At 60.2% G+C, this 23,620-nt stretch carries 21 protein-coding genes and 3 pseudogenes; 5 read left to right on the top strand and 19 right to left on the bottom strand.

Translation table 11 applies throughout. From position 1 onward, the window contains the following. Positions 1-92 precede the first annotated feature (92 nt). The 11 genes and pseudogenes from NKJ84_RS22100 to NKJ84_RS22050 form a co-directional block, all read right to left on the bottom strand. A complete protein-coding gene (locus NKJ84_RS22100; RefSeq protein ID WP_352508226.1) occupies positions 93-512 on the bottom strand; it encodes a hypothetical protein in 420 nt (139 codons plus the stop codon). A 25-nt stretch (positions 513-537) separates the two neighbouring features. Continuing rightward, positions 538-1,551: an ABC transporter substrate-binding protein gene (locus NKJ84_RS22095; protein ID WP_352508225.1), complete on the bottom strand. Its 1,014-nt coding sequence runs from the start codon at positions 1,549-1,551 to the stop codon at positions 538-540. 683 nt (positions 1,552-2,234) lie between these two features. Next, the gene (locus NKJ84_RS22090) at positions 2,235-3,362 is read right to left on the bottom strand and encodes an adenylate/guanylate cyclase domain-containing protein (protein WP_352508239.1); all 1,128 of its coding nucleotides are present in this window, start codon (positions 3,360-3,362) and stop codon (positions 2,235-2,237) included. A 14-nt stretch (positions 3,363-3,376) separates the two neighbouring features. Next, positions 3,377-3,742: a response regulator gene (locus NKJ84_RS22085; RefSeq protein WP_352508224.1), complete on the bottom strand. Its 366-nt coding sequence runs from the start codon at positions 3,740-3,742 to the stop codon at positions 3,377-3,379. After that, positions 3,739-6,393 carry a GAF domain-containing protein gene (locus tag NKJ84_RS22080; protein ID WP_352508223.1) on the bottom strand — a complete coding sequence of 885 codons (2,655 nt, stop codon included), beginning with the start codon at positions 6,391-6,393 and terminating at the stop codon, positions 3,739-3,741. Before NKJ84_RS22080 ends, NKJ84_RS22085 begins: the two co-directional genes overlap by 4 nt. Then, the gene (locus NKJ84_RS22075) at positions 6,359-6,916 is read right to left on the bottom strand and encodes an SCO family protein (protein WP_352508238.1); all 558 of its coding nucleotides are present in this window, start codon (positions 6,914-6,916) and stop codon (positions 6,359-6,361) included. Before NKJ84_RS22075 ends, NKJ84_RS22080 begins: the two co-directional genes overlap by 35 nt. A gap of 23 nt (positions 6,917-6,939) precedes the next feature. Beyond that, positions 6,940-7,950, bottom strand: coding sequence for an ABC transporter substrate-binding protein (locus NKJ84_RS22070; RefSeq protein ID WP_352508221.1), 1,011 nt, complete (start codon positions 7,948-7,950; stop codon positions 6,940-6,942). A 32-nt stretch (positions 7,951-7,982) separates the two neighbouring features. Next, positions 7,983-8,990, bottom strand: a complete 1,008-nt coding sequence (locus NKJ84_RS22065) for an ABC transporter substrate-binding protein (RefSeq protein ID WP_352508220.1) — start codon at positions 8,988-8,990, stop codon at positions 7,983-7,985. Between the two features lie 45 nt (positions 8,991-9,035). Continuing rightward, on the bottom strand, positions 9,036-10,043 hold the full coding sequence (locus NKJ84_RS22060) for an ABC transporter substrate-binding protein (protein WP_352508219.1): 1,008 nt from the start codon (positions 10,041-10,043) through the stop codon (positions 9,036-9,038). A 30-nt stretch (positions 10,044-10,073) separates the two neighbouring features. After that, the gene (locus tag NKJ84_RS22055; protein WP_352508218.1) at positions 10,074-11,087 is read right to left on the bottom strand and encodes an ABC transporter substrate-binding protein; all 1,014 of its coding nucleotides are present in this window, start codon (positions 11,085-11,087) and stop codon (positions 10,074-10,076) included. Between the two features lie 506 nt (positions 11,088-11,593). Continuing rightward, positions 11,594-12,032: pseudogene (locus NKJ84_RS22050) on the bottom strand (cupin domain-containing protein). Between the two features lie 125 nt (positions 12,033-12,157). On the opposite strand from NKJ84_RS22050, the gene NKJ84_RS22045 reads away from it, so the two are divergent. The 3 genes from NKJ84_RS22045 (at position 12,158) to NKJ84_RS22030 (ending at position 14,581) form a co-directional block, all read left to right on the top strand. Next, entirely contained in the window at positions 12,158-13,117 is a 960-nt protein-coding gene (locus NKJ84_RS22045; RefSeq protein ID WP_352508216.1) for a winged helix-turn-helix domain-containing protein, read from the top strand. A gap of 732 nt (positions 13,118-13,849) precedes the next feature. Then, the gene (locus tag NKJ84_RS22035; RefSeq protein ID WP_352508215.1) at positions 13,850-14,050 is read left to right on the top strand and encodes a DUF2905 domain-containing protein; all 201 of its coding nucleotides are present in this window, start codon (positions 13,850-13,852) and stop codon (positions 14,048-14,050) included. A 405-nt stretch (positions 14,051-14,455) separates the two neighbouring features. Then, entirely contained in the window at positions 14,456-14,581 is a 126-nt protein-coding gene (locus tag NKJ84_RS22030) for a hypothetical protein (RefSeq protein WP_023722793.1), read from the top strand. A gap of 48 nt (positions 14,582-14,629) precedes the next feature. On the opposite strand, the gene NKJ84_RS22025 is transcribed toward NKJ84_RS22030, so the two are convergent. From NKJ84_RS22025 to NKJ84_RS22005, 5 genes and pseudogenes are all read right to left on the bottom strand, one after another. Beyond that, positions 14,630-14,821, bottom strand: a complete 192-nt coding sequence (locus tag NKJ84_RS22025) for a hypothetical protein (RefSeq protein WP_352508214.1) — start codon at positions 14,819-14,821, stop codon at positions 14,630-14,632. Positions 14,822-14,996: 175 nt separating this feature from the next. After that, a pseudogene (locus NKJ84_RS22020) lies at positions 14,997-15,149 on the bottom strand (NADH dehydrogenase ubiquinone Fe-S protein 4); the annotation flags it as partial. Positions 15,150-15,381: 232 nt separating this feature from the next. Further along, a pseudogene (locus tag NKJ84_RS22015) lies at positions 15,382-15,858 on the bottom strand (Hsp20/alpha crystallin family protein); the annotation flags it as partial. 75 nt (positions 15,859-15,933) lie between these two features. Continuing rightward, positions 15,934-16,404: an Hsp20 family protein gene (locus NKJ84_RS22010; protein WP_352508213.1), complete on the bottom strand. Its 471-nt coding sequence runs from the start codon at positions 16,402-16,404 to the stop codon at positions 15,934-15,936. Positions 16,405-16,665: 261 nt separating this feature from the next. Then, the gene (locus NKJ84_RS22005) at positions 16,666-17,028 is read right to left on the bottom strand and encodes a hypothetical protein (protein ID WP_352508211.1); all 363 of its coding nucleotides are present in this window, start codon (positions 17,026-17,028) and stop codon (positions 16,666-16,668) included. A gap of 277 nt (positions 17,029-17,305) precedes the next feature. On the opposite strand from NKJ84_RS22005, the gene NKJ84_RS22000 reads away from it, so the two are divergent. Further along, positions 17,306-18,670, top strand: coding sequence for a Do family serine endopeptidase (locus NKJ84_RS22000; protein ID WP_352508210.1), 1,365 nt, complete (start codon positions 17,306-17,308; stop codon positions 18,668-18,670). An 89-nt stretch (positions 18,671-18,759) separates the two neighbouring features. On the opposite strand, the gene NKJ84_RS21995 is transcribed toward NKJ84_RS22000, so the two are convergent. The 3 genes from NKJ84_RS21995 to NKJ84_RS21985 form a co-directional block, all read right to left on the bottom strand. Continuing rightward, a complete protein-coding gene (locus NKJ84_RS21995; protein ID WP_352508209.1) occupies positions 18,760-19,110 on the bottom strand; it encodes a hypothetical protein in 351 nt (116 codons plus the stop codon). Between the two features lie 336 nt (positions 19,111-19,446). Continuing rightward, positions 19,447-20,181 (bottom strand): thermonuclease family protein, encoded by a 735-nt coding sequence (locus tag NKJ84_RS21990; protein WP_352508208.1) that lies wholly within the window; start codon positions 20,179-20,181, stop codon positions 19,447-19,449. A gap of 1,204 nt (positions 20,182-21,385) precedes the next feature. Next, positions 21,386-22,336: a 2-hydroxyacid dehydrogenase gene (locus NKJ84_RS21985; protein ID WP_352508207.1), complete on the bottom strand. Its 951-nt coding sequence runs from the start codon at positions 22,334-22,336 to the stop codon at positions 21,386-21,388. Between the two features lie 401 nt (positions 22,337-22,737). Here NKJ84_RS21985 and NKJ84_RS21980 point away from each other — a divergent pair, with 401 nt between their 5' ends. Beyond that, complete coding sequence (locus tag NKJ84_RS21980) at positions 22,738-23,529, top strand: DUF1194 domain-containing protein (RefSeq protein WP_352508205.1); 792 nt, start codon at positions 22,738-22,740, stop codon at positions 23,527-23,529. Positions 23,530-23,620 lie beyond the last annotated feature (91 nt).

The raw sequence follows: 23,620 nt of genomic DNA, 5'->3' as shown, positions 1-23,620 counted from the left end.
GTAGTCACCACATTCGAGACATTAGCGCTTGCCTGCCGGAATGGCTCGTTTGGGTCAGGGCTTGCCGTTGAGCCGGCCGCCGGAACGGGCAACTAGCGCCAGAAGCGACCGTCTATGGGTTCGCCGCCAAATGGGGGCTTTGGGGTCAAAAGTTCGCGTTCGCGACAGGCCGGATCGCGCCCAATGTCGGCCGTTGAGCAGCCCAAAGCCGTAACCCAAAAGCGGACATTCGAGCGAACAGACGACATAACACGTTTGCGACATTTGTTGCCGTGTGGTTGCTGTTGATGGAAACGGCTGCTCCCACGAAACAGCAGTCCTCCAGAGACAACGAATATCTGGAGGCTGGTTGCTGCCACCATCCGGCGGCGTTGGTCGCCGCGAAAATCGCGCAGCGACACGCGCGCCCCGTCCTGCGATGTCAACGTGATGTCCTGAGCCAGTCCGATTGTCGGCAGGCGCTCGTCGTTCGGCGCGTCGTGCTCACTCGTCCGCGCTATGTTCAGCGCCAAGGCGAGAACTGCGTCTGCTAGGGTCTCAGGCCTTCAACTCGCGTTTGAGCTCGTTGAGGAAACGCCAGTCCGTTCCGTTGGCCAGGACTTGTTGCGGACTCGACTTGATCATGCCGGTCTCCTGCATGCGCAGTGCATAGAACCGCACGCTGTCCTCGGCGTCGAACACGCGCCACTTGTCATGCTGAGCACCGTTCAGCGTCCCAAGCGCTTCGTCATAGTTGGGCAGAAAGCCTCGATCGACGAGCTGCTGTGCCGCCAACGACGGATCAGAAGCGCACAGGTCGGCGGATTTGAGAATGGCGCGCAACACTCGCTTCGTCGCGACCGGGTATCTGCTCACATAGTCCGCATTACCGGCCACCATACAGCAAAAATATTGCGACCACGGGCGGTCGGTCCCGTTGTTGACGATCGTATGGCCGATCTTCCGGGCGTGCAGGATCTGCGGTTCGGGCGGACCAGCCATGTAGGCATCGACCTTGCCGTCGATGAACATTTGCATCGGGGCCTGTTCTCCCTCCACCCACTCGATATCGTGCACCGGATCAAGCCCGACATAGTTGGCCATGAGGGCCGTCAGGATGTGAGGATGCGACTCCACCGACCCTCCCCCGACGCGCTTGCCCCGCAGATCCCTGATGCTGCGGACGCTGTCGTTGCCGATCAGTTCGAAGCAGCCGGAATGCACGCCGATCAGCACTTTGACCGGCACGCCGGCGTCGATGGACCTAATGTGCATCGACGGCATGTTCATGTCGAAATCGATCAGGCCGGCGGAGAGCCACTTGGAATTGTCGACGTGGGTGTCGCCTTCGACATATTGGATATCGGTGAAACCGTCGGCGCGCAGAAGTTCTCCGGCGAGGTAGATGGACGCCCAACAGTAAGCGCCTCCGACCCACTGCCCCAAGCGGACGGTTGTCGTTTCCAAAGCAGGCTCCCCGGCCGCACTGGATGGGCGAACATTGAGGAGCCCGGCACCGCCGATCGCCGACAGGCCGGCCAGGAATGCGCGACGATTCTGAATTAGCTTCATCGGGACGCTCCTTTGGCAAACTGATCGCCCCTAGGAATCAAGCAAATGACCCCAGTAGAGGACGGACAATGCGTGAGCGCGCCGAGTAATCGCGAGTTGGAGCACGCCCTGTAAAGGCGGGAGTCTTGTCGTTCTTCAGTCGCTGGCCAAGAACGCTTTCAGCCAACGATTAACGACCATACGCCTTGTCAACGTTCGTGGCGAGGGCAATGCTCTCAGCCAGGGCCAAGCCCTTTACGGAACCCTCGTACCTTCCAGGGCGCTGACAAAACGGATCGTCGGGTAGTTGCCAAAAGGCGCCTTCTCGAACCAATTCGAGACGTTCGAGTTCATCCCACGTGACGACTGGATCGGGTCCAAAGTTCGCGTTCACAGAAGTCTAGCTTGCGCCATGAACGGACGCTGCACATCCGCTACGGCCATCTTGTCCAGGCGCTGTTCACAGGTTGGGCTGGACTTCCGGAAACTCCTGTCGCGCCTTGTGGCGACCGGGCTTGAAAGAAGCCAACCAGGTATCTGTAACGTGCCTTGCGAGCTGACGGAAGTTTCCCCGAGCGAGGCGAATAGGGAGCAACGGCCATGGAGCTCAAAGGCCGTCCGATCGCTGATCGGTCTAGCTGCCCGCATCATTGTATGGCCCATTCAGCGCAGGAGGCGATCTATCTCATTAGGCACAGTGATCCCTAGCTTGGCCGACCGATCCACCGCACAATTTCATAGGCAGGCATCGGTCGGCGAAAGCCCTTCAGCGTCAGTTCGCCAACGGCGACGGACTCAACCAGGGATTCGACGGCACCAACGACCCGCTGGCTGACGAGAATCTGGCGTGGCCTGGCTTCCTCGCATAATCGGGCGGCGTGGTTCGACACTGTGCCTATCACTGCATAATCGGCGCGCTGATCGAAACCGATCCGCCCGATGGTTGCATGGCCTCGGGCGATGCCGATTCCGAAGCCGAGCAAGTGATCGCGCTTGCGCCATTGCTCTGAATGCTCGTCAATCGCATCACGCATCGCCGCAGCCATGCGGACGGCTCTCTCCGTATGGTCGGCGCAGGGCAGTGGATCGTTGAAAACGACGACGATGCCGTCGCCCACGAATCGCTCAAGAGTTCCCTCGTAGCGGACGATTTGTTCACCAAGACAGGCGTGGTATTCGCCAAGAACCGCCATCACCTCCTCAGGTTCGGCAGTCTCGGCGAAGGCTGTAAAGCCGCGTAGATCGCAGAAAACGACGGTCACCTCGCGACGGTGACTTTGCAGAAGCGTGTCGCCATTTCCCGCCGCAAGGATGAGGTCGGCGACCTGCGCGGGCAGGAAACGCCGGAGCCGGCCCATTCGCTCGATCTCGATCACCTGCTCCGCCAGGGTCTGCTCGAGCGAGCGGTTCCAATCGGAAAGCTGCACGGCTTGGCTTGCGACGGTATCGTGAAGCGCCTTCTGGCGCAGCATCGAGCGCACCCGCGCCAACAGCGCCTGGTGCTCGAAGGGCTTTGTCAAATAGTCATCGCCCCCGGCGTCCAGCCCCTCGACCACATCGCGCGTGTCGGCTTTTGCGGTGACAAGAATGACCGGGATCGATCGCAGCGAGAGATCCTGCTTGAGCAGGCGAACCACGCTGATACCGTCCAGCTTCGGCATCATGATGTCGAGCAGGATCAGATCCGGCGTGAGTTCGCGAGCTTTTGCCAACCCCTCTTCACCATCGGCGGCGGTCGCCACTTCGTAGCCATTCGCCTCGAGCCGCATACGCAGAATCTCAAGGTTCTCCGGGGTATCGTCGACCGCGAGAATGCGAGGCGGATCGTGCAAGGCACTGTCTCCCCTCAGGAAAAGAACTGACGAATCTCGGCGAGCAGCTGGCGCGGACTGAATGGCTTGGCAATGTAGCCATCGCACCCAGCAGCAAGGGCTTTCGCCTCGTCGCCCGACAGCGCGTAGGAGGTGACCGCGATAATCGGAATGTGCCGCAGCGCCGGGTCGGCCTTGATGCGGCGGGTCGCTTCATACCCGTCGATCACCGGCAGCTGAATGTCCATAAGGATCAGGTCTGGCCTGTGCGCTCCCGCTGCAGCGATGCCGGCGGCGCCGTCCGCCGCCTCGATCAGTTCGTATTCGGTGGTGGCAATGAGATCGCGGATGATCTGGCGGTTGTCCTCGGTGTCTTCCACCATAAGGATTCGTTTGCTCATGCCGCCCTCACGTCCTCATTCACCCAGATTGGTACCTTGAGACGGAATGTCGACCCTGACCCGATCACGGACTCGACGTCTATGGTTCCGCCATGCATTTCGACGATGCGCTTCGAGATCGCCAGGCCAAGACCTGTGCCACCCTTCTGCCTGGTGCTGCTGTTGTCGACCTGCTGGAATTCTTCGAAGATGAGAGCCTGGTCCTTGGACGCGATGCCGGGACCGGTGTCTCGGACGGTGATCTCGAAGTGCCCGTCGACCGCATCGGCAAGAATGTCGACCGCACCCGTTTCGGTGAACTTGACGGCATTGCCTGCAAGATTGAGCAGGACCTGCATCAAACGGCGTTCGTCCCCGCGGCCGATTGGAAGGTTCTCGGCAACAGTCGTTGAAAGCTCAAGACCCTTCGCTCGTGCCAGCGGCTCGACAGCCGTAACGGTCGATCGAACAATCTGCGCGACGGAGTAGTCCTCGATCGCCAGCGTGAGCTGGCCGGCTTCGATCTTGGAAAGGTCGAGTACGTCGTTGATGAGCTCAAGGAGGTGACGGCCGTTTGCCTGCACGCGCGCGACGGTCGTCTTCGCCTTGTCCGGGAGTTCGCCGTAGATGCCATCGACCAGCAGTTCTGTGAAGCCCAAGACTGAATTGAGCGGTGTCCTGAGCTCGTGGCTCATATTCGCGAGGAACTGGGACTTGTGGCGGCTAGCTGCCTCCAGCTCCCGGCCTTTCTCCTCGATCTCGCGGAACAGCTTGGCATTCTGGATCGCGAGCACCGATTGGGCTGCGAAGGTCTCCAGCAGATGGACAACTTGCTCATGGAAGACCCCTGGCTTGTGGCGCCTGACGACCAGTGCACCGACGATCTTGTTGGGCCTCAGCAGCGGAACGATCAGGATACCGCGATATCCGGCTTCGACGATCGTCTTTCTTACAAGGAAGGATGAGGTCTCCTCGCTAAGGTCGGGAAACTGCACCGGCATGCAGCGCTCGGGTGCGTCGCCGATCCCCATGTCGGCCAGCCCGATCGTCTGGTGTGAGACTGCAGCGATAAGCTCATCACTCATACCGAAGTTCGCGCGCGGACGGAATTGCTGCCGCGTGCTGCTGAACACGTAGATGGTGCCAGCATCCGTCTCCGACAACTGGACCGCCTTGGCGACGATCGTTTTCAGCACGGTGTCGAGATCCAGCGTCGAATTGACCGCCTTGCTCACCTCACCAAGCGCCTCGAGCTCACCAACAGACGCGGCAAGCTCGCGCGTCCGTGACTGCACCGCCTCGAAGAGCCGCGCATTCTCGATGGCGATCACGGCTTGGTCGGCGAATGTCTCGACGAGCGCGATCTCCTTGGGATTGAAAGGTTGCGGCTCAACCCTCGTCATGACGAATACGCCAACGAGATCACCTTCCCGCAACAGCGGGGCAGCGAGGACGGTGCGGAATCCGCCTGCCTCAGCGATCAAGACAACGCGGTAGTCCGGATCAGCGGTCACGTCTTCGATTTGCACGATCCGCCGTTCTTCGATTACGCGCCCTACGGCGGAGCCTCGGCCTGCGGCAAGCTCTGGAAGTGGATTGGCGTCGACATAAGCACGGAAGCTGGGCGGGTAGCCATGCGTCGACACATAGCGGAATACGCCATCAAGCAACTGCACGATACCACCCTTGTCGGCACGGCAGAGCCTGACAGCCGATTCCACCAACGTATCGAGCACGACCTGCAGATCGAAGGTAGAGCGGCTGATGACCTTCAGAACGTCTGCAGTGGCTGTCTGCTGCTGAAGGGCCTCGTCGAGCTGCTGGGTGCGCGTCTCAATCTCCTGATACAGGCGCCCCAGCTGGTCGGAGGTCTGGTTGACGTTAGTGGCGAGCACTCCAAGTTCGTCGCGATTGGCGACGGCAACCTGTTGGGCGAAGTCGCCGGCCGCTATCTGACTGAGACGCGTCTCGATCTTCTTGACCGGTTCGATCAACGACCAGGAGATGATGTAGCCAAGCGCAAGCGCGAGCAGGATGCTGCCCACAGCAAAAGCGACCACGATCAGTCGAGAGGTGCCGTACGCCCCCTCGCTCGCTTCGATGGCCGCCACCATGTCGGCTTCGGCCATGTTGACCAGCTGGTTCGTCAGTCGCTCGAGGCGGTCGGCCGACGGCATGATCTCATCCAGCTGAACCTTGCGCGCCTCCGCCGTGCGACCGGCGCGGAAGAGCTCCGCGACATGCGTCACGCCGGCCGCAAGCCGTTCGTACTCCTGTCGGACCTGGCCCAGCACCTCCGCCTCAGTTTCAGCGACGAACTCCATGCGGTCGAGGTCATAGCCAAACTGGTTGAGCTGGCGCAGCGCCCCATCCAGCATCCGGTTGTCCTGAAGCAACAGGGCGGTGGAGATGCCGTAGAGCTGGGTGGTCGTATCGTGCTGCACCTGGCGATAGGCCGCGATCCTGCGCTGCAGCTTGATCAGCTCGTTTGTTTGATCATTGACCCCACTCAGCACCTGCAACCCGACGGCCCCGAGCACGATCAACAGGCCGACGATCGACAGGAACGCGATCAAGAGCTTGGTCTGGACGCGCGCCGGCAGCCGGGCAACCCAGCCGACGAGCCAGTTCGTTATGTTACTTGGATTCGTCCAAGAGGCTGACAAGGTCATCCCGGAACTCCTCTAGGTCGAACCGGACGCCGAGATACTGTACGCGCAAGATGCCGTCCGGGTCCACGAGCGACGTCAGCAAGGTATGGTCGACATCTCCGTTCGCCGCCTTCTTCGCGATGACCCCGTATTTCCGTCCAACCTCATGGACAACCGCCGGATCACCGGTAAGAAACGACCAGCCTCTCAGATCGGCGCCAAAATTCTGCGCATATGCCTTCAAAACATCGGGCGTATCGCGCTCCGGGTCGACGGTGATCGAAACGAAGACAATCTTCGATCCGAACGTCGAGCCCAGCTTCTCCTGCACGCTGGCCATATGAGCGGTCAGCATCGGGCAGACGTCGGTACAGTACGTATAGATGAATGCAACGGCGACCACCTTGCCACGAAAGTCGTGCAGCGACACAGGTTCGCCATCCTGCGATACCAGGCTGAAGTCGGGCGCCGGTCCAATCGTCGGCAGGCGCTCGTCGTGCGGCGCGTCGTGCGCGTGTGCCGGCCCGGCCATCAGCGCCAGCACCAAGATGCGCGCCGGCCACTCGCTCACGTTTTCATCTCGCGCTTGATCTCGTTGAAGAGACGCCAATCCGTGCCGTTGGCGATAATCTTGTTAGGGCCGGCCTCGATGAAGCCGACTTCGTTCATCCGCAGCGCGTAGAAGCGCATTGTGTCTTCGGGATCGAACTCCCGCCACACGTCGTAGCGCGCTTCGCGCAAGCCCTCCAATGCATAGTCGTATTGATCGGTGAACTTGCCCTCGACCGATAGTTGCGCAGCCAGTTGCGGATCCGACACGCAGATGTCGGCGCCCTTGAGGATCGCTCGCAGCACGCGTTTGGTCGCCACGGGGTGTCTGTCGACATAGTCCGCGCGGCCGGCAAGCATGCAGCAGTAGTGTTGCGACCATGGCCGGTCGACGGTCGTATTAAGGATTGTGTGGCCGACGTTCCGGGCGCGCTGCTCCTGCGGCTCGGGTGGCACCGCCAGAAAGGCATCGACCTTTCCTTCGTTAAATAGTTGCATCGAGCTGACGTCCGGGTTCGCGACCCACTTGAGATCGGTGGCGGGATCGAGACCGACATAGGCGGCCATGAGGGTTACGAGCATGTGCGGAGCTGAGGTCAGCGCGAACACGCCCACCCTCTTGCCCTTGAGGTCGGAGATGCTGTTAATGCTTTCGTTGACGATCAGTTCGAGGCAGCCGGAGTGCAGGCCGGTGACCACCTTTATCGGCATGCCGGCCTCGATCGCCATGATGTGCGGTGGCGGAAAGTCGGTGGCGAAATCCAGTTCGCCGTTTGCGAGCATCGCGAACGGATCGGAGTCGGCGGCCAAGTCTATGTAGCGTACATCGGTGAACCCTTCGGCCCGCAATAACTCCCCGGCGATATTCTTGGGTGCTTCGCAAAGGGCGCGGAACGTCCTTGGCAAACGCACTGTCGTGGTCTCTGGCGCCGGCTCGGCATGAGCCGATGTCGGCACTTTGACGAGACCCGCGGCGCCGACCGCCGACAGGCCCATCATGAAGTGGCGGCGGCTCTGGACAATCTCCATGTCACGTCTCCTCTCCCTCGGCACGAGCAGACTCAGCCTTTCATCTCGCGCTTGACCTCGTTGAAAAAGCGCCAATCCGTGCCGTTCGCGATGATCTCGTTTGGGCTCGACTTGACAATCCCGGCTTCATGCAGCCGCAGCGAGAAGAACCTCATCGTGTCCTCGGGATCGAAGTCGCGCCAGTTAGAGTATGGGAGCTCGCGGAGCGACTGCAAAGCGTAGTCGTATTGTTCGGTGTGTCCGCGATCCACCAGAAGGCGTGCCACCCGTTCCGGTTCAGCCGCGCAGATGTCGGCCGATTTGATGATCGCCCGGATGACCCGCTTGGTGGCGGCTGGATTTTTCTCGGCATACGCGGCGTTGACCGCTAGCATGCAGCAGTAATATTGCGACCACGGCCGGTCCTTGGAACTGTCGAGGATGACGTGGCCGACTTTGCGGGCGCGGAGGTCTTGAGCCTCAGGCGGAAAGGCCAGGAAGGCGTCGACCTTGCCATCGGCGAAGAGCTCCGCCGGCTTTGCCTCGCCGACGATCCATTCGATGTCGCGTTGCGGATCGAGGCCGACATAGGTCGCCATGGCGCTGACGAAGATATGTGGATCCGACGATAGATTGCCGCCGACGCCGACCTTGCGGCCCTTGAGATCCGCGATGCTCTTGATGTCCTCGCGTCCGAACAACTCGTAGCAGCCGACATGCACTCCGGAGATCACCTTGATCGGGGCGCCAGTGTCGACCGGAATGATTAGGGCCGTGGCAAAGTCAATGCCGAAGTCGATGTCGCCGCGCGCCAGCATCTCGGTCTGGGCGATACCGGCCTCGGCGGCCACGAAGCCGAAATCTGAGAACCCCTCTGCGCGGATCAGATCCTCGGCGACGTACTGCGGAGCGATGCAGATACCAGGCGCCGCCGCAAAGCGGGCGGTCGTGGTTTCAGGTGCCGCTTCGGCGGCGGCCGCGTTGCGGCCGTTGGCAAGGCCTGCTGCAGCGAGCGCAGACAAGCCTGTGAGGAAACGGCGACGGTTCTGGACAATCTGCACGAGTCTCTCCTTCCCTTGAAAAGGCAACGCGTATCGGCGATAGGTCTACGTCTTCAGCTCTCGCTTTAGCTCGTTGAGGAAGCGCCAGTCTGTTCCGTTGGCGATGATCCTGTCGGGTGTGGACCCGATCAAACCGATTTCCTTCAGCCGCAGCGCATAGAAGCGGACGGTGTCAGTTGAATCGTAGTCCCGCCATTTCCGGTAGGGCAACTCGCTGATCGCTGCGAACGCGTCATCGTAGCGGCTGGCGAATCCGCCCGCGACCAAGCGCTCGGCAACCAAGGCCGGCGCGGCGGTGCATAGATCCGCGGCCTTGAGGATGGCGCGCAGCACCCGCTTGGTAGCAACCGGATGCGCGGCCACAAAATCGCTGTTGCCGGACAGCATGCAGCAAAAATATTGCGACCAAGGTCGGTCCACTGTGCTGTTGACGATCACGTGCCCGACCTTGCTGCGCCGCAATTCCTGCGGGTCCGGCGGAAAGCCCAGGAATGCATCGATTTCGCCCCGCGCGAACAGCTCCTTGGGCTTGACCGCCGGGTCCACCACCCAGTTGATGTCGCGCGCCGGATCGAGCCCGACATAGGCGGCGATGCTGGCGAGGAACAGATGCGGCCCCGAACCGAGCCCCTGGACGCCGACGTTCCGGCCTTTCAGATCGACGACGCTGTCGATCCCGTGCTTGGCAAACAGCTCGAAGCAACCGGGATGGACGCCGCCGAGCAGAGTGAGCCGCGCACCGGAGTCCAAGGCGACGATCGAATTTGTCACGAAGTTGAGGCTAAAGTCGATCTCGCCATTCGCCACCGCGGAGGCCGTGGCCGCACCGGGGCCTGCCGCGACATAGGCAACCTCGGTGAAGCCCTCAGCGCGCAGCAGGTCCTCTACAACATACTGTGGCGCCACGCAGATGCTAGGGATCTTGGCCAAGCGAATGCGTGTGGTCTCCGGCCCTGGCTCGGCAAGAACTCGAGTTGGAGTGCCGACGAGGCTTGCGGTGCCGGCAGCCGTCAGGCCGGCCAGGAAGCGCCTGCGGCTCTGAATGATTTGCATGTCTACGTCTCCCCTCGAGACCAGATGGGATCAGGTTTTCAGCTCACGCTTCAACTCGTCGAGGAAGCGCCAGTCCGTTCCGTTGGCGATAATTTGTTGCGGGCTCGACTTGATCATGCCCGTCTCCTGCATGCGCAGTGTGTAGAACCGCAGGGAGTCTTCGGGATCGAATTCCCGCCAGCGGTCGTACCGAATGTCCTTCAGAGTTTGGAGCGCGTAGTCATAGCTGGTCTCGAAATCGCGATCGACCATCTGCTGGGCCACACTTTCGGGATCCGACACGCAGAGGTCGGCGGCCTTGAGGATGGATCGCAAGACCCGCTTGGTCGCCACCGGGTATCTTGTCACATAGTCCGTCGTGGCCGAAATCATGCAGCAGAAATACTGTGACCACGGGCGGTCGACGGCATTGTTGAGGATCGTGTGGCCGATCTTCTTGGCGCGCAGCTCCTGCGGCTGGGGCGGCGTCCCCAGGAATGCGTCGATCTTCCCTTCGACGAAGAGTTCCGTCGGCTTGACGTCGTTAGTCAAGACCCATTGGATATCGTTCACTGGATCGAGTCCGACATAGGCGGACATGAGGGACAGCCACACGTGCCGCGAGTTGTTGAAACCGTTCACGCCCACTCTCTTGCCCCGCAGATCCGTGACGCTGCGAATGCTCTCCTTGGCGATCAGTTCGAGGCATCCCGAGTGCAACCCGGTCAGCACCTTGATCGGCACGCCGGCGGCGATCGACGCGACCTGGTTCGGCGCAAAGTTCACGGAGAAATCGGTCTCACCGCGTGCGATCCATACCGATTGGTTGACGCTTCTGTCGCCTTCTATGTAGCGGACATCGGTAAGACCCTCGGCGCGCATCAGTTCTCCGGCGATGTACGCACCTGCCCAACAGTAGGAACTACCGACCCACAGCGGCAGACGAACCGTGGTCGTTTCCAACGGCGGTTCCGCGTGGAGTGACCCTGGAACACCGACGATACCGGCAGCGCCTGCCATTGCAGCGCCGGCTAGGAACCGGCGGCGGGTTTGGATGATCTGCATCAGAACGCTCCTCTTCCGATTGGCAAAAGCAATACTGGCCGGAACCGAGGAAAAGAGGTTTCAGCAGAGGCAGATGGTCTGGTGAGCGCGACGAGTAGTTGTGGAACCTAGCGCGCCTAGTCCGATGCGAGAGTCTTGCGCTCTCAGTCGCCGGCTCATTTATTAGCAACAGACGATATGCCACGATACGCCCAATTTGCGTAGGTAGCGAGCGCAAAACTTGCTACGCCGAACGTCCCGCCAGCGCCTCGCTGTCATGGAGACTGTTTACGGGGTTGCGAATGGCCAGTTCAAGTTTGCTGCGGCCGGACCCACCCGCTGAACGTCCGCTATCGTTCTTCGGACGCCAAAAGCCGCCATTCCGCTGTTCGGCCCAAAATCTGCCTAACCGCAAAGCGCCCAACCTCGGTCGTTTGTTGCGGCCCTGCACGCCCCCTGAAAGCGGACATCGCTGGTGCCGACGCCATGAGCGGTGCTGCGCCATGACCCGATATTGCAAATCGAGCTTAGGCTCTTGTCGTCAGGGTAGAAAGCTGGTCAGTGTCGTAACGGTTCCGCAAGTCTGCAAGCGCTTTCGGATCCGGAGAGCCGTGCGCAGCGAGCCTGGCAAGCTCTTCAAAATAGTGCTCGTGTCCGGGCGGCCGGCTCTTCGCCGACATTGGTGATGTTGTGCGGAACGCCCGGTGGAATGAACAGGCAGGTGCCCGGGGTCGCGCGGATCGTCTTGTCCCCAACATGCCAGACGCATTCGCCCTCAAGCACGTAGAAGGTTTCCTCCTGTACGCGATGAACATGGAACCCGGTTGCGAAGCCAGCAGGGATCGTCCAGTCGAACATGCTCGTGTGTTTCGTATCGTTGCCGGTGACAAGGAACGCCATCGGAGAGCCACGCAACCTGACTCCATTGTTCTCGCCGGGCATGCGAATGACGGGAGCGACGCTCATCTGATCCTCCATTGGCTGGGTGCTACTCCGCTAGCACGTGGACAAGATGCGCTCCCCGTTTCCGCGAGTCGTGAAGCCGTTCCGAAATCGTTGCGAAAAATTCACAGACGATATCTTCTTTGGGAATGGCGACAATCCTCGCGTTTGGTCCATTTCGCCTCGACACCGATGCTGGAATTCTATTCCACGGCGTAGAGCCGACGTCGCTCGGACAGCGGGCGCTCGCGCTGCTTGCGCTGCTTGTGGAACGGGCGGGCGCACCGGTTCCGAAGGCAGTTCTGATCGAGGCGGCGTGGCCCGGACATGCCATTGAGGACAGCAACCTGACGGTCCAGATCGCGGCAGTTCGGCGGCTCTTTGAGGAACTGGCGGCTGGCGCATGCTGGATCGAAACGCTGCCGCGACGCGGCTATCGCTATGTGGGGCCGGCGGTCACAGCCGGTAACCGTGATCCGACACCCGGGGGCGCAGCAACGGCAACGCTGACATTGCCGGACAAACCGTCTGTCGCGGTTTTGCCATTTTCGAACCTAAGCGGCGATCCGGAGCAGGACTATTTCGCCGACGGGATGGTTGACGATATCATCACCGGCCTGGCGCGCATCAAGTGGCTGCTCGTCATCGCGCGAAATTCGACGTTTACCTACAAGGGTCGTGCCGTGGACGTGAAGCAGATCGGCCGCGAGCTTGGCGTACGATATGTGCTCGAAGGCAGCGTGCGGAGAGCCTGCGGCCACGTGCGCATGTCCGGCCAGATGATCGATGCATCGACCGGCGCTCATGTGTGGGCCGAGCGGTATGACCGCAGCTCTGACGATATCTTCGGGCTTCAGGATGCGATCGCCATGTCGGCTATCGGCGCAATCGCACCGAGTCTGCGGCGTGCAGAAATCGAGAGGGTCAAGCGCAGGCGCTCCGACAATCTCGATGCTTACGACCTTGTGCTGCGGGCCCAACTCGACGTTGATTCCGGCATGCCTGAGCGAGTGAGGCGAGCGCTCGTGCTGCTCGAACGTGCCATCGAACTCGATCCGGCTTACGCGCAAGGCATGCCGTCCCTTGCTGTCATCATGTGCTACTCGTAGATCCGCCTCTTGCGCCTGCCAGCGCTGGATGCGCCGCGCGGCAGTCTTTCCCGGCATGAACCAGCTTTTGCGCTCGTAACTCCACCTGGCGCGCGGAAATGCCTGTCGAAACCGCTCAACCGCCGCGCGATCGTACGGAAAGCGCGCTTCGGCTCAAGGAGCTGGCTGCGGTGCAGCAGGGGCGTCGGATTTTTCCATCAGATTGCGAAGCACAGCACTGCTCGCAAACAACGCGGTGCAGCTCATTCGGGTCCAAGAACACCAGAACGTATGGTCAGAGCCGCAAGGGGCAGCCAAGGAGGCGATCGGTGAAACTGCTCAACGAGCTAGCGTGGCGAAACCTTCGCCGCGCCAGACCGTTTATTCTGCTCCAGGAGAGGTCCATTCATGCCCAGACGAGATGCAAAAAACCCAGCGGCCAGACGGCCAACGAGCCCTCGTTCGCGTCCCCTGAAAGGCGAGGAGACGGAAGTGAACCACATCGTCGAAACGCAAAGTGTATCGCCAGCCCAGGCGCGAGAGCTTGTGCGGCGCCACGGAAACGATTGGCGTAAGATCGATGAAGCCGCCAAGTCTTATAAGGACGACAGCTAAGCACTTCCAAGCCGGGGGAAAGGGAGCTTTGTCACGGCAATCCGCGGAGTTGCAAATTGAGCGGATCGGCTTGAGGCGACGAATGACCACTATCGCAACGTTCATGGTCAGCCACTATATTCCCGGCCGGATGCCGCCATGTCCAGAACTCTGATTGTCAATGGTCTGATTATAGTTGCCATAGGCCTATTGTGGTCCTGGTTGTCGCGGGTCGGTCCGGGCAGATTGCCCGGTGACATCGTGATCCAACGTGAGAACTTCACGTTTTACGCTCCGATCGGCACTGGGATTCTGATCAGCATCGTGCTTTCGTTTGTTCTATGGCTACTCAACCGATAGCGAGGACGGCGAGCCCACGTCGCCGGAGGAAAGAACGACGTGGGCCGATCGGAGCTATCCGATCTGGCAGCAAAAATATGAGGGAAAGAGTTTGCTGCGTGGCAGAACTTTCCCTACGCGCCGGTGTTCCATCGCGTGAGTGAAAAAGCCCGCCGCACAGTTTGATGCGGCGGGCCGATCAAGCGCTGTTGCACCCGGCGGGGGCTCGGGTCGGGCATGCCCGGTGCGCGCGGATCACAGGGATTTAGATGCATCAGCTGCAATACGTCCACCAACCGACGGTTGGACAACACGAGGCTTGATTCCGAGCTCTTTCTCTCAGTGCCGAAGGGACAAGATAGTTGCAGGAACTCAGCCTTGGCGCGGCACGTTGCAAGTCGTTGATCATCGCAAAGGATGTATCCAATGGCGAAAGACATATCTCGCGAGGAAGAGCAACGCGGCACCGAAAAAGTTCTCTTCTGGGGCGCTGCGATCGCTCTTGTCCTTTTTGTGTCTCTGCTGACCATCGCCCTCGTCGGGACGTCCTGATCTTTTTAGACAGCAGGATTGGACCGGCGGGCGCGAGGTCTTGTGAGCTTAGGGGCGGATGCCGCGCTGCTGCACCAGCGCGAGCAGGGCCAATTCCACTTCGTCGAGCCGCGTCGGACGCGCGTTTTCCGGCATCCCCTCGGCCGTCGCGAGATCGACCAGATACTCGTTCCACGCCCAGTTTCGCACGATGGCGCGTTTCTCGTCGGCTGCCAGACGAGGATCGACGACCACGTCCATCGGCGATGCATAAAACGCCTCCTCGTCCGTCAGCGCCGGTCCATAATGTGGCGCCTGCGAAACCCCGCCGTACGCCGGCCTGCAGCCGCTTGTCCGCATCGGAAGATTCGACACTGAACTTTTTGGCCGCCGGGCTTCCTTGAACCGCGTAGGCAAGCCCCTGCCGTTCGGCATAGTCGATGGCCGCCTGAGCCGTCGGAAAATCGAGCTCCACCTGGGTCAGCGTGTCACCACTTCCGGTGTAGCCCATCAGCGGTTCAATGACCGGCGCAGTACGCCGCTCGAGCACCAGCCGCCAGACCTTCGGCCGCGCACGGCCGGAGGTCATGACTGAGCGGCAAGGCTTGTAGATCCGTGCGACCGCATCACTCGGGAACTCGGATCTGCCGAACAGCGGCGCTCGCCCGCGGTTGTCGTTTGCCAGTTCGAGATTTTCTACGACTGGTGTGACTTCTCTTTCTTGCTTCTGCATCACTCATCCCTCCCATTTTGGCGAAGGATGCGCCGGAGGCAGCGGCCTGCCGCCTCCGACTTGCTCCATGCGTCAGTGGGTGATCGGCGCGCTTCACCTTCGACTGCGCGTTCGGGTTCTTCGGCAGCGTCAGGGTCAGGACGCCATTGGCAAAGGACGCCTTGACCTTGTCGTCCTCGACCTCGTAGCCAAGGGGTATGCGCCGCTCGAAGCGACCATAGAAGCGCTCGGAGTAGTCCTTCTCGTCGGTCTCCGACTGCTTTTCGCCACGCAGGGTCAGCACGTCTTCGTCGAGCAGAACTTCGATGTCCTTCTCTTCCATGCCGGGGACCTCGGCGGTGACGCGAAGCTCATTATCCGACTCCGAGATCTCCACCTTCGGCCAGCCGCTATCGAAAGGCGAAAGCTGCCCCGCAGCAGGCAAGCGCGTCTCGAAGCTCCTCAACATATCGTCAAAGAGCCGGTTTACCTCGCGGTGAAGCGAAAGGAACGGGTCGCCACCGCTATAGATGCTCGGGGCCTGGTTGTTGTTGCGGCCCCACGGGATAAGGTCACGCATGTTCATTGTCATTCACCTCCACGTTCAACCGCGCGGCACCGGACGATTGCCGGTGCCTGTCGCTTCTGGTTCACGCTGACTTCAGGCTGCGTTCTTTTCGGCCTCGATCTGCCGCGGTGCTGCCTTTGCCGTGCTGCCGGCGATGGCGATCCGGCGCGGCTTCATCTCTTCGGGAAGCTCGCGCTTGAGATCGATGTTCAGCAGCCCATTGTCCAGGCTGGCGCCAACGACCTTCACATGGTCGGCCAGTTCGAACCGACGCTCGAAGCCGAGCCCGGCTATGCCGCGATAGAGATACTGGCCGTCATCGTCGCCAGATTGCGACCCGCTCACAACCAGCAGGTTAGGTTGATGAGTGATGGTTAGCTGATCCTGCGAGAAGCCGGCGACCGCCATGGTGATGCGATAGGCGTCCTCACCAGCCTTGGCGATGTCATAGGGCGGCCAATTGTCTATCGCAGTGACACGGCTCGCATTTTCCAGCATGTTGAAAATGCGGTCGAAGCCGATGCTGGACCGGAACAGAGGGGTAAAATCGAGGTTTGTCCTCATAGCCACATCCTCCTTTGAGCAACATGGATACAAGGAGACGCCAAGAGAGCCTTGACGCCTCCTGGACCTGCGCCGGCCCCATCTGGCGACCGGCGATTAGTTATTTAGAACAGTGCCTTACGCGTTCAAGGGGCTATAGGAAAATTTTCAGCCAGACGAATGGTCGCGACGAATGGTCGCTAAGAACACGTCTATCCCGCCCGCCGGCCAATCCTCGCCGGCGGGCGGATGCCTCGGATGCAGAGAGTGGCCGCGTTCAACTCAAAGTCGATCGACGGATGCTGTAAAACCGGTGACCGCGATACTTTCGATTTCACGACCGCGACCGGCGCCGGGAAGCTTCTCCAATTGATCCAATTGGCGCAACGCGTCCATGATGGCATCGAAGCTGACCGGTTCGGTTGCGCCCGGCGGCATGCGCAGCGCCGGCACCGATTCCACTGCACAGGCATCCGATGCCCAGGACGAAAGGATTGCACGCTTCTCCTGGAAGTCCAGCATCACGTCGGTCAGCACGTTCTCAGGTCGCTCGAAATGCCGTGCCGGATGGAGCAACCGGTCAAGGAAAACATCAGGGCCCTCGGGCCCGATTGGGGGAAAACTCGTCGAAATGGCTCCTTCCATCGATGGTCCTCCGCTTTGAATAGTCTCCTTTGTTGATGTCATCTTTGGTGGCTCTCGCGATTTCCACCAGCTGAAAATTTTGGAGAGTTTCGACCAAATTTCAATGGCCCGACAAGGCCAAATCCTCGCAGTTCAGCCCACCATCAACATTTTTTCGAACCGGTGAAACAATCGGCGTGAATGTCAGTTCTTGCGTCTGGGAAAAGTCGCGCGGCAGCGCCAGGGCGGTCGGGCAGGAGAATCAGTCATGTCTTACATTTCCAGGAAGCGACTGAGCATGGGCCTCGTCGCAGGAATCTTGATGCTCTCGGCTGGCGGCTTTGCTCCGGTTTCAGCACAGGAAATCCCGAACGACTTCAGCGCAATCGTGCGTCAGAAGCTGCCGGCCGTGGTCGCGATCACGACGAGGCAGATCATCCAGGACCAAACGATGCTCGACGATTTTCTCAACCCCTTCGACAGCCGCGGGCCTGCCCAGCCGCAGGTGCGAGAAGCTCTTGGCTCCGGCTTCGTGGTCAGTCCGGAGGGCTACATCGTCACCAACAATCATGTCGTGGCCGACTCCACCGAAATCCACGTCGTATTCTCCGATAAGGAGACTTCGCCCGCGCGACTTGTGGGCCGCGATCCAGCAACCGACATCGCGGTGCTGAAGGTCGATCCACGCCCCAACATGACGACCACCGCCTGGGGTGACTCTGACGCAATGCAGCCGGGTGCCTGGACGATCGCGATTGGCAGTCCCTTCGGGCTCGGGGGAACCGTGACCGTCGGCGTTCTTTCCGCCCGCTCGCGCGACATCCAAGCCGGCCCTTACGACGATTTCCTCCAGACAGACGCCTCGATCAATAGAGGCAATTCGGGCGGCCCCCTGTTTAACGCGCGCGGCGAAGTGATCGGGGTCAATACGGCCATCGTCTCTCCGTTTGGCGGCAGCATAGGCATCGGTTTCGCCGTGCCGTCCCGAACCGCACGGAGCGTCGCCGATCAGCTGATCCGCACCGGCCGGATCGAGCGCGGGTTCATCGGAGTGCGTCTCCAGGAGGTGACGCCGTCGCTTGCCCAGGCGCTTGGCATATCGAGCACCAAGGGAGCGCTGGTCGCCTCGGTCGAGCCCGGCAGTCCGGCAGACAAGGCCGGCTTGCAATCGGGGGATGTGATCACCCGGTTCAACGGCAAGGAGGTTCAGGGCGTCCATGACTTGACGCTGGCGGCAGCTAACGAAAAGCCGGGGTCGAAAGCCACGCTGACAAGGAACCGCGGCGGCTCCCAGCAGGAGGTGGAACTGACCCTCGGTCAACGCAAGGACGAGGAGGTACAGACCGGTGCCGTTCCGAGTCCGGAAGCGGCGGACCAACGCCTCGGGCTGTCGCTCAGCCCCATTCCGGACGAAGCGCGCCAGCAACTGGGTCTGCAGCCGGGTACCACCGGCGTGTTTATCCAGGAAGTGGCGCCGAATAGCCCCGCCGCCGAGAACGGCCTTCGACCTGGCGACGTGATTGTCTCGGCCAACAACCGGGATGTGGCACAGCCGTCAGATATCCAGGAGGAGTGGGCAAGATCCCGGCAGCAGCACAAGCCCATTCTGTTGCGCATAAACAGGCAAGGACAATCGCTCTTCATTGCCCTAGCTGCTTCCTGACGTAGCGTGCGTCGAAACCAAAAATGTGACAAAGTTTCCGTTCCGTATCCGAAAGAACGGAATCAGGTCGCCGGGGCCCAAACATCACTTCAGCCGCCTCCTCCCATCTCGCGCGCGGCAAAAAGCAGCCAGCCGGCCGTGGCTCCCATCACCGTCCGCACTTGAGCAGCTCGTGCCGAGCCCGTGTCAATTTTGACGCACTCCGTTCCTGCATAGCGTGACAGAAGACCTTCGCCGCGTTGGCGATGATGAAGACCGGCCTTGCCGGAACCGCGCAGCGAGCGCCCTTCCCGAAGACGCCATATGACCACATCTCGCACGGTCATTGTTGAGACGGCAGCGTCAAAGTTCGCCGCATCAGTTGCAACGAGTTCTGGAAAATCAGGCCGGACTTGAGGCCAGCGAATGATAACGTCAGGTCGGCTCGCCGTGTTCTGCATCGCTCGTTGTCGATGGGTGGCGATCATAATCGACGGGCGGTGACAACATAACTTCGGCCTCGGCTCTGCCGAATTCCCTGCCGATTTGGAATGCCGCTGAAAGCTGTCTCATGAACCGGAGGGCGGCACGTATTTTGGAGGCATCGTTGGATCTTCCCGCTTTCATTTAGTCGACAATAGCTGGTCCGCTTGGAACGGCAGTCCGTCACCGTTCAAAAGCCACCCGTCGAGGCGGCCTTTTCATTAGGAGCCCCTCCACATGACCAAACCCACCCCAACGCGCCGCGGCGCCAACACCGACGTGCGTGCGACCGTGAAGCGGCAGCACCTGCAGGTTCAACACTGGCTTTCGCAGGCGATGCCGTCTTTGTCGCGGTCTAGCTTGCGGCCCCAAGAGCAGTTGGCTAGGTACCAACTTGCTTCATCGCACGAGCTGATTTGGGAACAGGTGCGCCGCGGCTCGCATGAATAGCCGCTTTGTGCGACCTGATGGCGGTTGATTAAGCCAAGCGGCTGGTTAGAAAGCGGCCGGTTGTCGGCATGCGCTAGACGCCACACCCAAGGCGCCTGAAAAGTTCCGGCCCACAGACCGAGCTTTGCCGCCTCTGCCTTCGCCTGCTGCCCCGCATAGGCGCCGTGGCTGTAGAGGGGCCAGTCCAGTGCCAAGCCCTGCTCGACAAGCCAGCGCTGAACGCTACGACCGTCCGCCCGATCGCAGTTCCCGACAAGACGCCCGTACCGATCACGATCGACAAAACTGCAATGCAGCGGTCGCGAAGCTGCCAGGAACTTGTCCAAGGCTTGGGCAGTGCGGCGCCCGCATGGGTAGTCAAAGCCCTTGGCGTCGTCGCAGTGCTGACGGCTCTCGGGCGCGTCGATGCCATTGAAACGAATCCTTTGGCCTGCAATCTCTACTGTGTCGCCATCGATCACCGAGGCGCGGCCTTCCATGTGGCCAGGCAATGGTTCTGTCCAGTTTGTTATCGTGCTCTGTTGGCCGGCGGTGCTCTGGATCGCGAATTGGGTGACTGCGGCGGCAAGCGTGCCGGCGCCGAGGAAGATCAGTCCCAAGAGGGGTCGCGGCAGCCGCCGTGACGGCATTCTTCTGCCGGCGCGCCTTCGCCAGCGGTCAGCCTGATTGGCGCCTTGATAACGGTGGCCTTTGCCCACGCCCGCTCTCCCGGAAGAGGAATGCCGCCATTCCGGGCAAGAGTCGAGAAGCTGCACTAGCCGGTCGGCAACTGGTCAACGCGGGGGCACCGGCTCAGCCTTTCAACCGTCTCAACTATGGCCTTCGCAAGCGGGCATCAAGGTCCGCGTGAAGCACCTCCGGGGCGAGGAAGACCATCGGCACGCCTCGCTGCAGGATTTTTGGGATGAAGACTAGAACGCCGTTTGTGTCTCCAAGACGCGACAACGCAAAGTTCACCGGCCCGGCCAAGCGCCGACTATTTGACAAGCGCGCAAATGGCATATGCTGTCAGCGTCCAAGCCGTTGGGAGCGTAGTGGCTACATGCGCTTGTGCTACCCACCCCGGAGCTGGGGAAGTAACCGGCAAGCTCCTAGAAATTAGAGCATTTGAATTTGACGCGCTGGCACCGCCACCTATCACGACTTTTGGCTTGGGACACCAAGCCTGTGCGGATTTGTCTGGGCTTGTATCACTCGCGCTTGCATACTGGGTGATTTCCCAACCGCCGACGCCGTCCTTCCCCGCCGGACCCTCAGCCCCCATTGCACCTCTAGGTCCCTGCTTGCCGGGAAGACCTTGTGGACCGACAGGCCCTTGGGGCCCTGGGGGGCCTGCCGTTGTGCAACCTGCAAGGAGGGCGACGCATGCTAGAGCAGTAATTCTCATGACCACCTCCCCGGTTTCCCGGTGAGTTGACGACAAAAAACATTCGCCAAATCAACCGAATGTACCACCACGCGATTGTCGTGGATAGGAACGCGATCGGCGGCTAACGGAACGTCGCATATGCGCCGTGACGACGGGAGGCCAGCAATCGTAGCGTAGAGTGTTGACGCGCCTTCCTTGCCGTTGAAGCTCTCGATGAAGCCGTATCCGGCATGATGTTCTTGGTGCCATCGTTTGTTCGGTCGTCAGTTCGTTAAGCTTGGCGCATCCGGGCATCCGGGCCACGGGGCACCGGGAGCACGCAAGTGCGGGAGCGCGGAACAGCCGCTCTGCGCCCCGAAGCTCGCCGCCGGAACCGGCATCTGCCACACCGACGAGTTCACGCTGTCGGGAAGTGGTAAAGACGCTACTTCGATTCAATAACCCCGTTCGAGGTCGATCTTGTTGGACAGCGGCTCTCCTCTTGCAACTTGACCGCAGAGATCGGCGACCTGGTCGATTCCAGAATCCACCCAGAAGCTCGCGACATGAGGTGTGATGGTCACCCTGGGATGAGTCCACAACGGCGATGAAGTCTCCAGTGGTTCACGCTCAAACACGTCAAGACAAGCACCAGAAAGCTGACCTTCGTCGAGCGCGCGGATCAGGTCGGCTTCGTTGACATGCGCACCCCTGCCGACATTCACAAGGTAGGCACCTGACTTCATTTGTCCAAAGGTAGAGGAATTCAGTATCCCACGAGTGTCACCAGTCAGGGGAAGTGAACAGATAACGTAGTCCCGATTTGTGAGTGCGTCCGCAAGCTGGGCACGGCCAAAGTAACTATGTATACCAGGAAGGGCCTTTTGATGACGAGACCAGACTGCCGTGTCGTAGCCCAAGTCCGCAAACAGCTTTGCGGCCCAGCCACCGATCCGGCCCGCACCCAGCACAACAATTCTTGTCTCGGAGATCTTCCGCGGCGCGATCGGATTCCAAAACTTGCGGGCTTGGAGACCCATGTAATCCGCAACATGCCGTTGCTGGCAGAGAACGCGAAGGACGATGTATTGCACCACTTCCGAAGCCTGCTCACGCGTTGCGAGCCTGATGAGCGGAACACTCTTGGGAAAGCTCTGAAGATCAATACCCTCGACACCGGCCCCCAAATAGACGACGGCGCTTAGCCCCGTCATGGCGTCAAAAAAACCAGGACTGGCGCCCTTGTCGATCAGCACAATATCTATGTCACTTTTGTTCCCGGCGTCTGGCCAAAGCCTGAACTCCAGCTGCGGCACACGGGTTTTCAGCTCAGCAGCCCATACTTGTGGATCAATGTAGTCAGGATACTCATTGACCATCAGAACGGTAATGGGCTCGCCGAACACTTCGCCCCTCCCAGATTCAGGTAATCAGGCATCCACCGGATGACCGGTCTGTGGAGACTGATTTTTGCGCAAGCTGGCACCAGTTGCAAGACGACCGGCAAAATGGCGTTGGTGATCCGCCAAAGCGTGATGTCTGCCCGTTGCTGGCCGAGAAGACGTCCGACCTGACGGGTCAGCAGATGGCCGATCCAACCCTGCGGGATGCGCGGCAGCGGATACCCGCTCCGGTTGCCCCCTCCTGTATTTGTTGACTCTTAAAATTATGTAGAGCTAATATGAGTGTGCTACTGTCTAGGGCAAGTCCCCCTAGCTTCATCTGCTAGACTTGCTCGCTTCAGATTTAGTTGAAATTCTGCAACTAGCAGAACCAAACCCCATAAGCTCATGAGGATAGATGGGAGATGCAAGTCCTCTCCTTTACTGTGTTGAGCGCAGGATTGTTAAGAGTGCTGCTGATCCCTGACCAGCCTGTTCACGGCAGTTCTTATACGAACGATCTTTGCCCTTGTGAAATTCGTGAAAAGCTTCCTCTCGAGGACCCAACCGCCGAAGTCGATGTCGCGATCGTCCTTGCGGTCGATATGTCGGGCTCCATCAACCAGATAGAGGCCACGCTACAACGCGAGAGCTATGCGGCTGCTTTGGAGTCACCGACCGTGTTGAAGGTGATCAAAGAGGGTATGCACGGCAAGATCGCTGTCACTTTTGTCGAATGGTCGAGCCGCGGCTCCTTAAAAACGCGGGTGGATTGGACCGTTCTTTCTGAGGCGAATGATGCGTCGGTTGTCGCGGAAGCAATTCGGAAAAGGTCGGAAGGCCTACACCGAGATCCGCACGGTGCAAAAACATCGATCTCATACGCCATTGATGTGTCTGTTGATGCCTTTGACAAACTTCCTGTCCCGACGTTGCGCAGGGTCATCGATATCTCAGGCGACGGAACAAACAATGACGGATCTTCACTTGAAGAAAGCCGCCTGAGAGCGCTTCAGAAGGCCATCGTCATCAACGGTCTCCCGATAGGCGCGGAAATGGAAAATGGCGAGACCACCGCGGAATATTACGAGCGGCACGTTATCGGGGGGCCCGGCTCGTTTATCATTCCAGCCGACAGCTCGGCTGAATTTCAATGGGCCATAATCAACAAGCTAATTCGAGAAGTAAGTTCCATCTCCGGAGAGAAACGCTCTTAGAACGATCGCACCGATACGCGCGGGAAGGCTCCCTATAAATCTGTCGAAGAAATCTTCGGTGACGAGGCCGGAGTTGGAATGATGGACAGAG

The sequence above is a fragment of the Mesorhizobium sp. M0048 genome (genome assembly GCF_040323405.1).
Classification (GTDB): Bacteria; Pseudomonadota; Alphaproteobacteria; order Rhizobiales; family Rhizobiaceae; genus Mesorhizobium.
The sequence above is the reverse complement of the archived record's forward strand: the minus strand, read 5'-3'. Positions and strand labels throughout refer to the sequence as shown.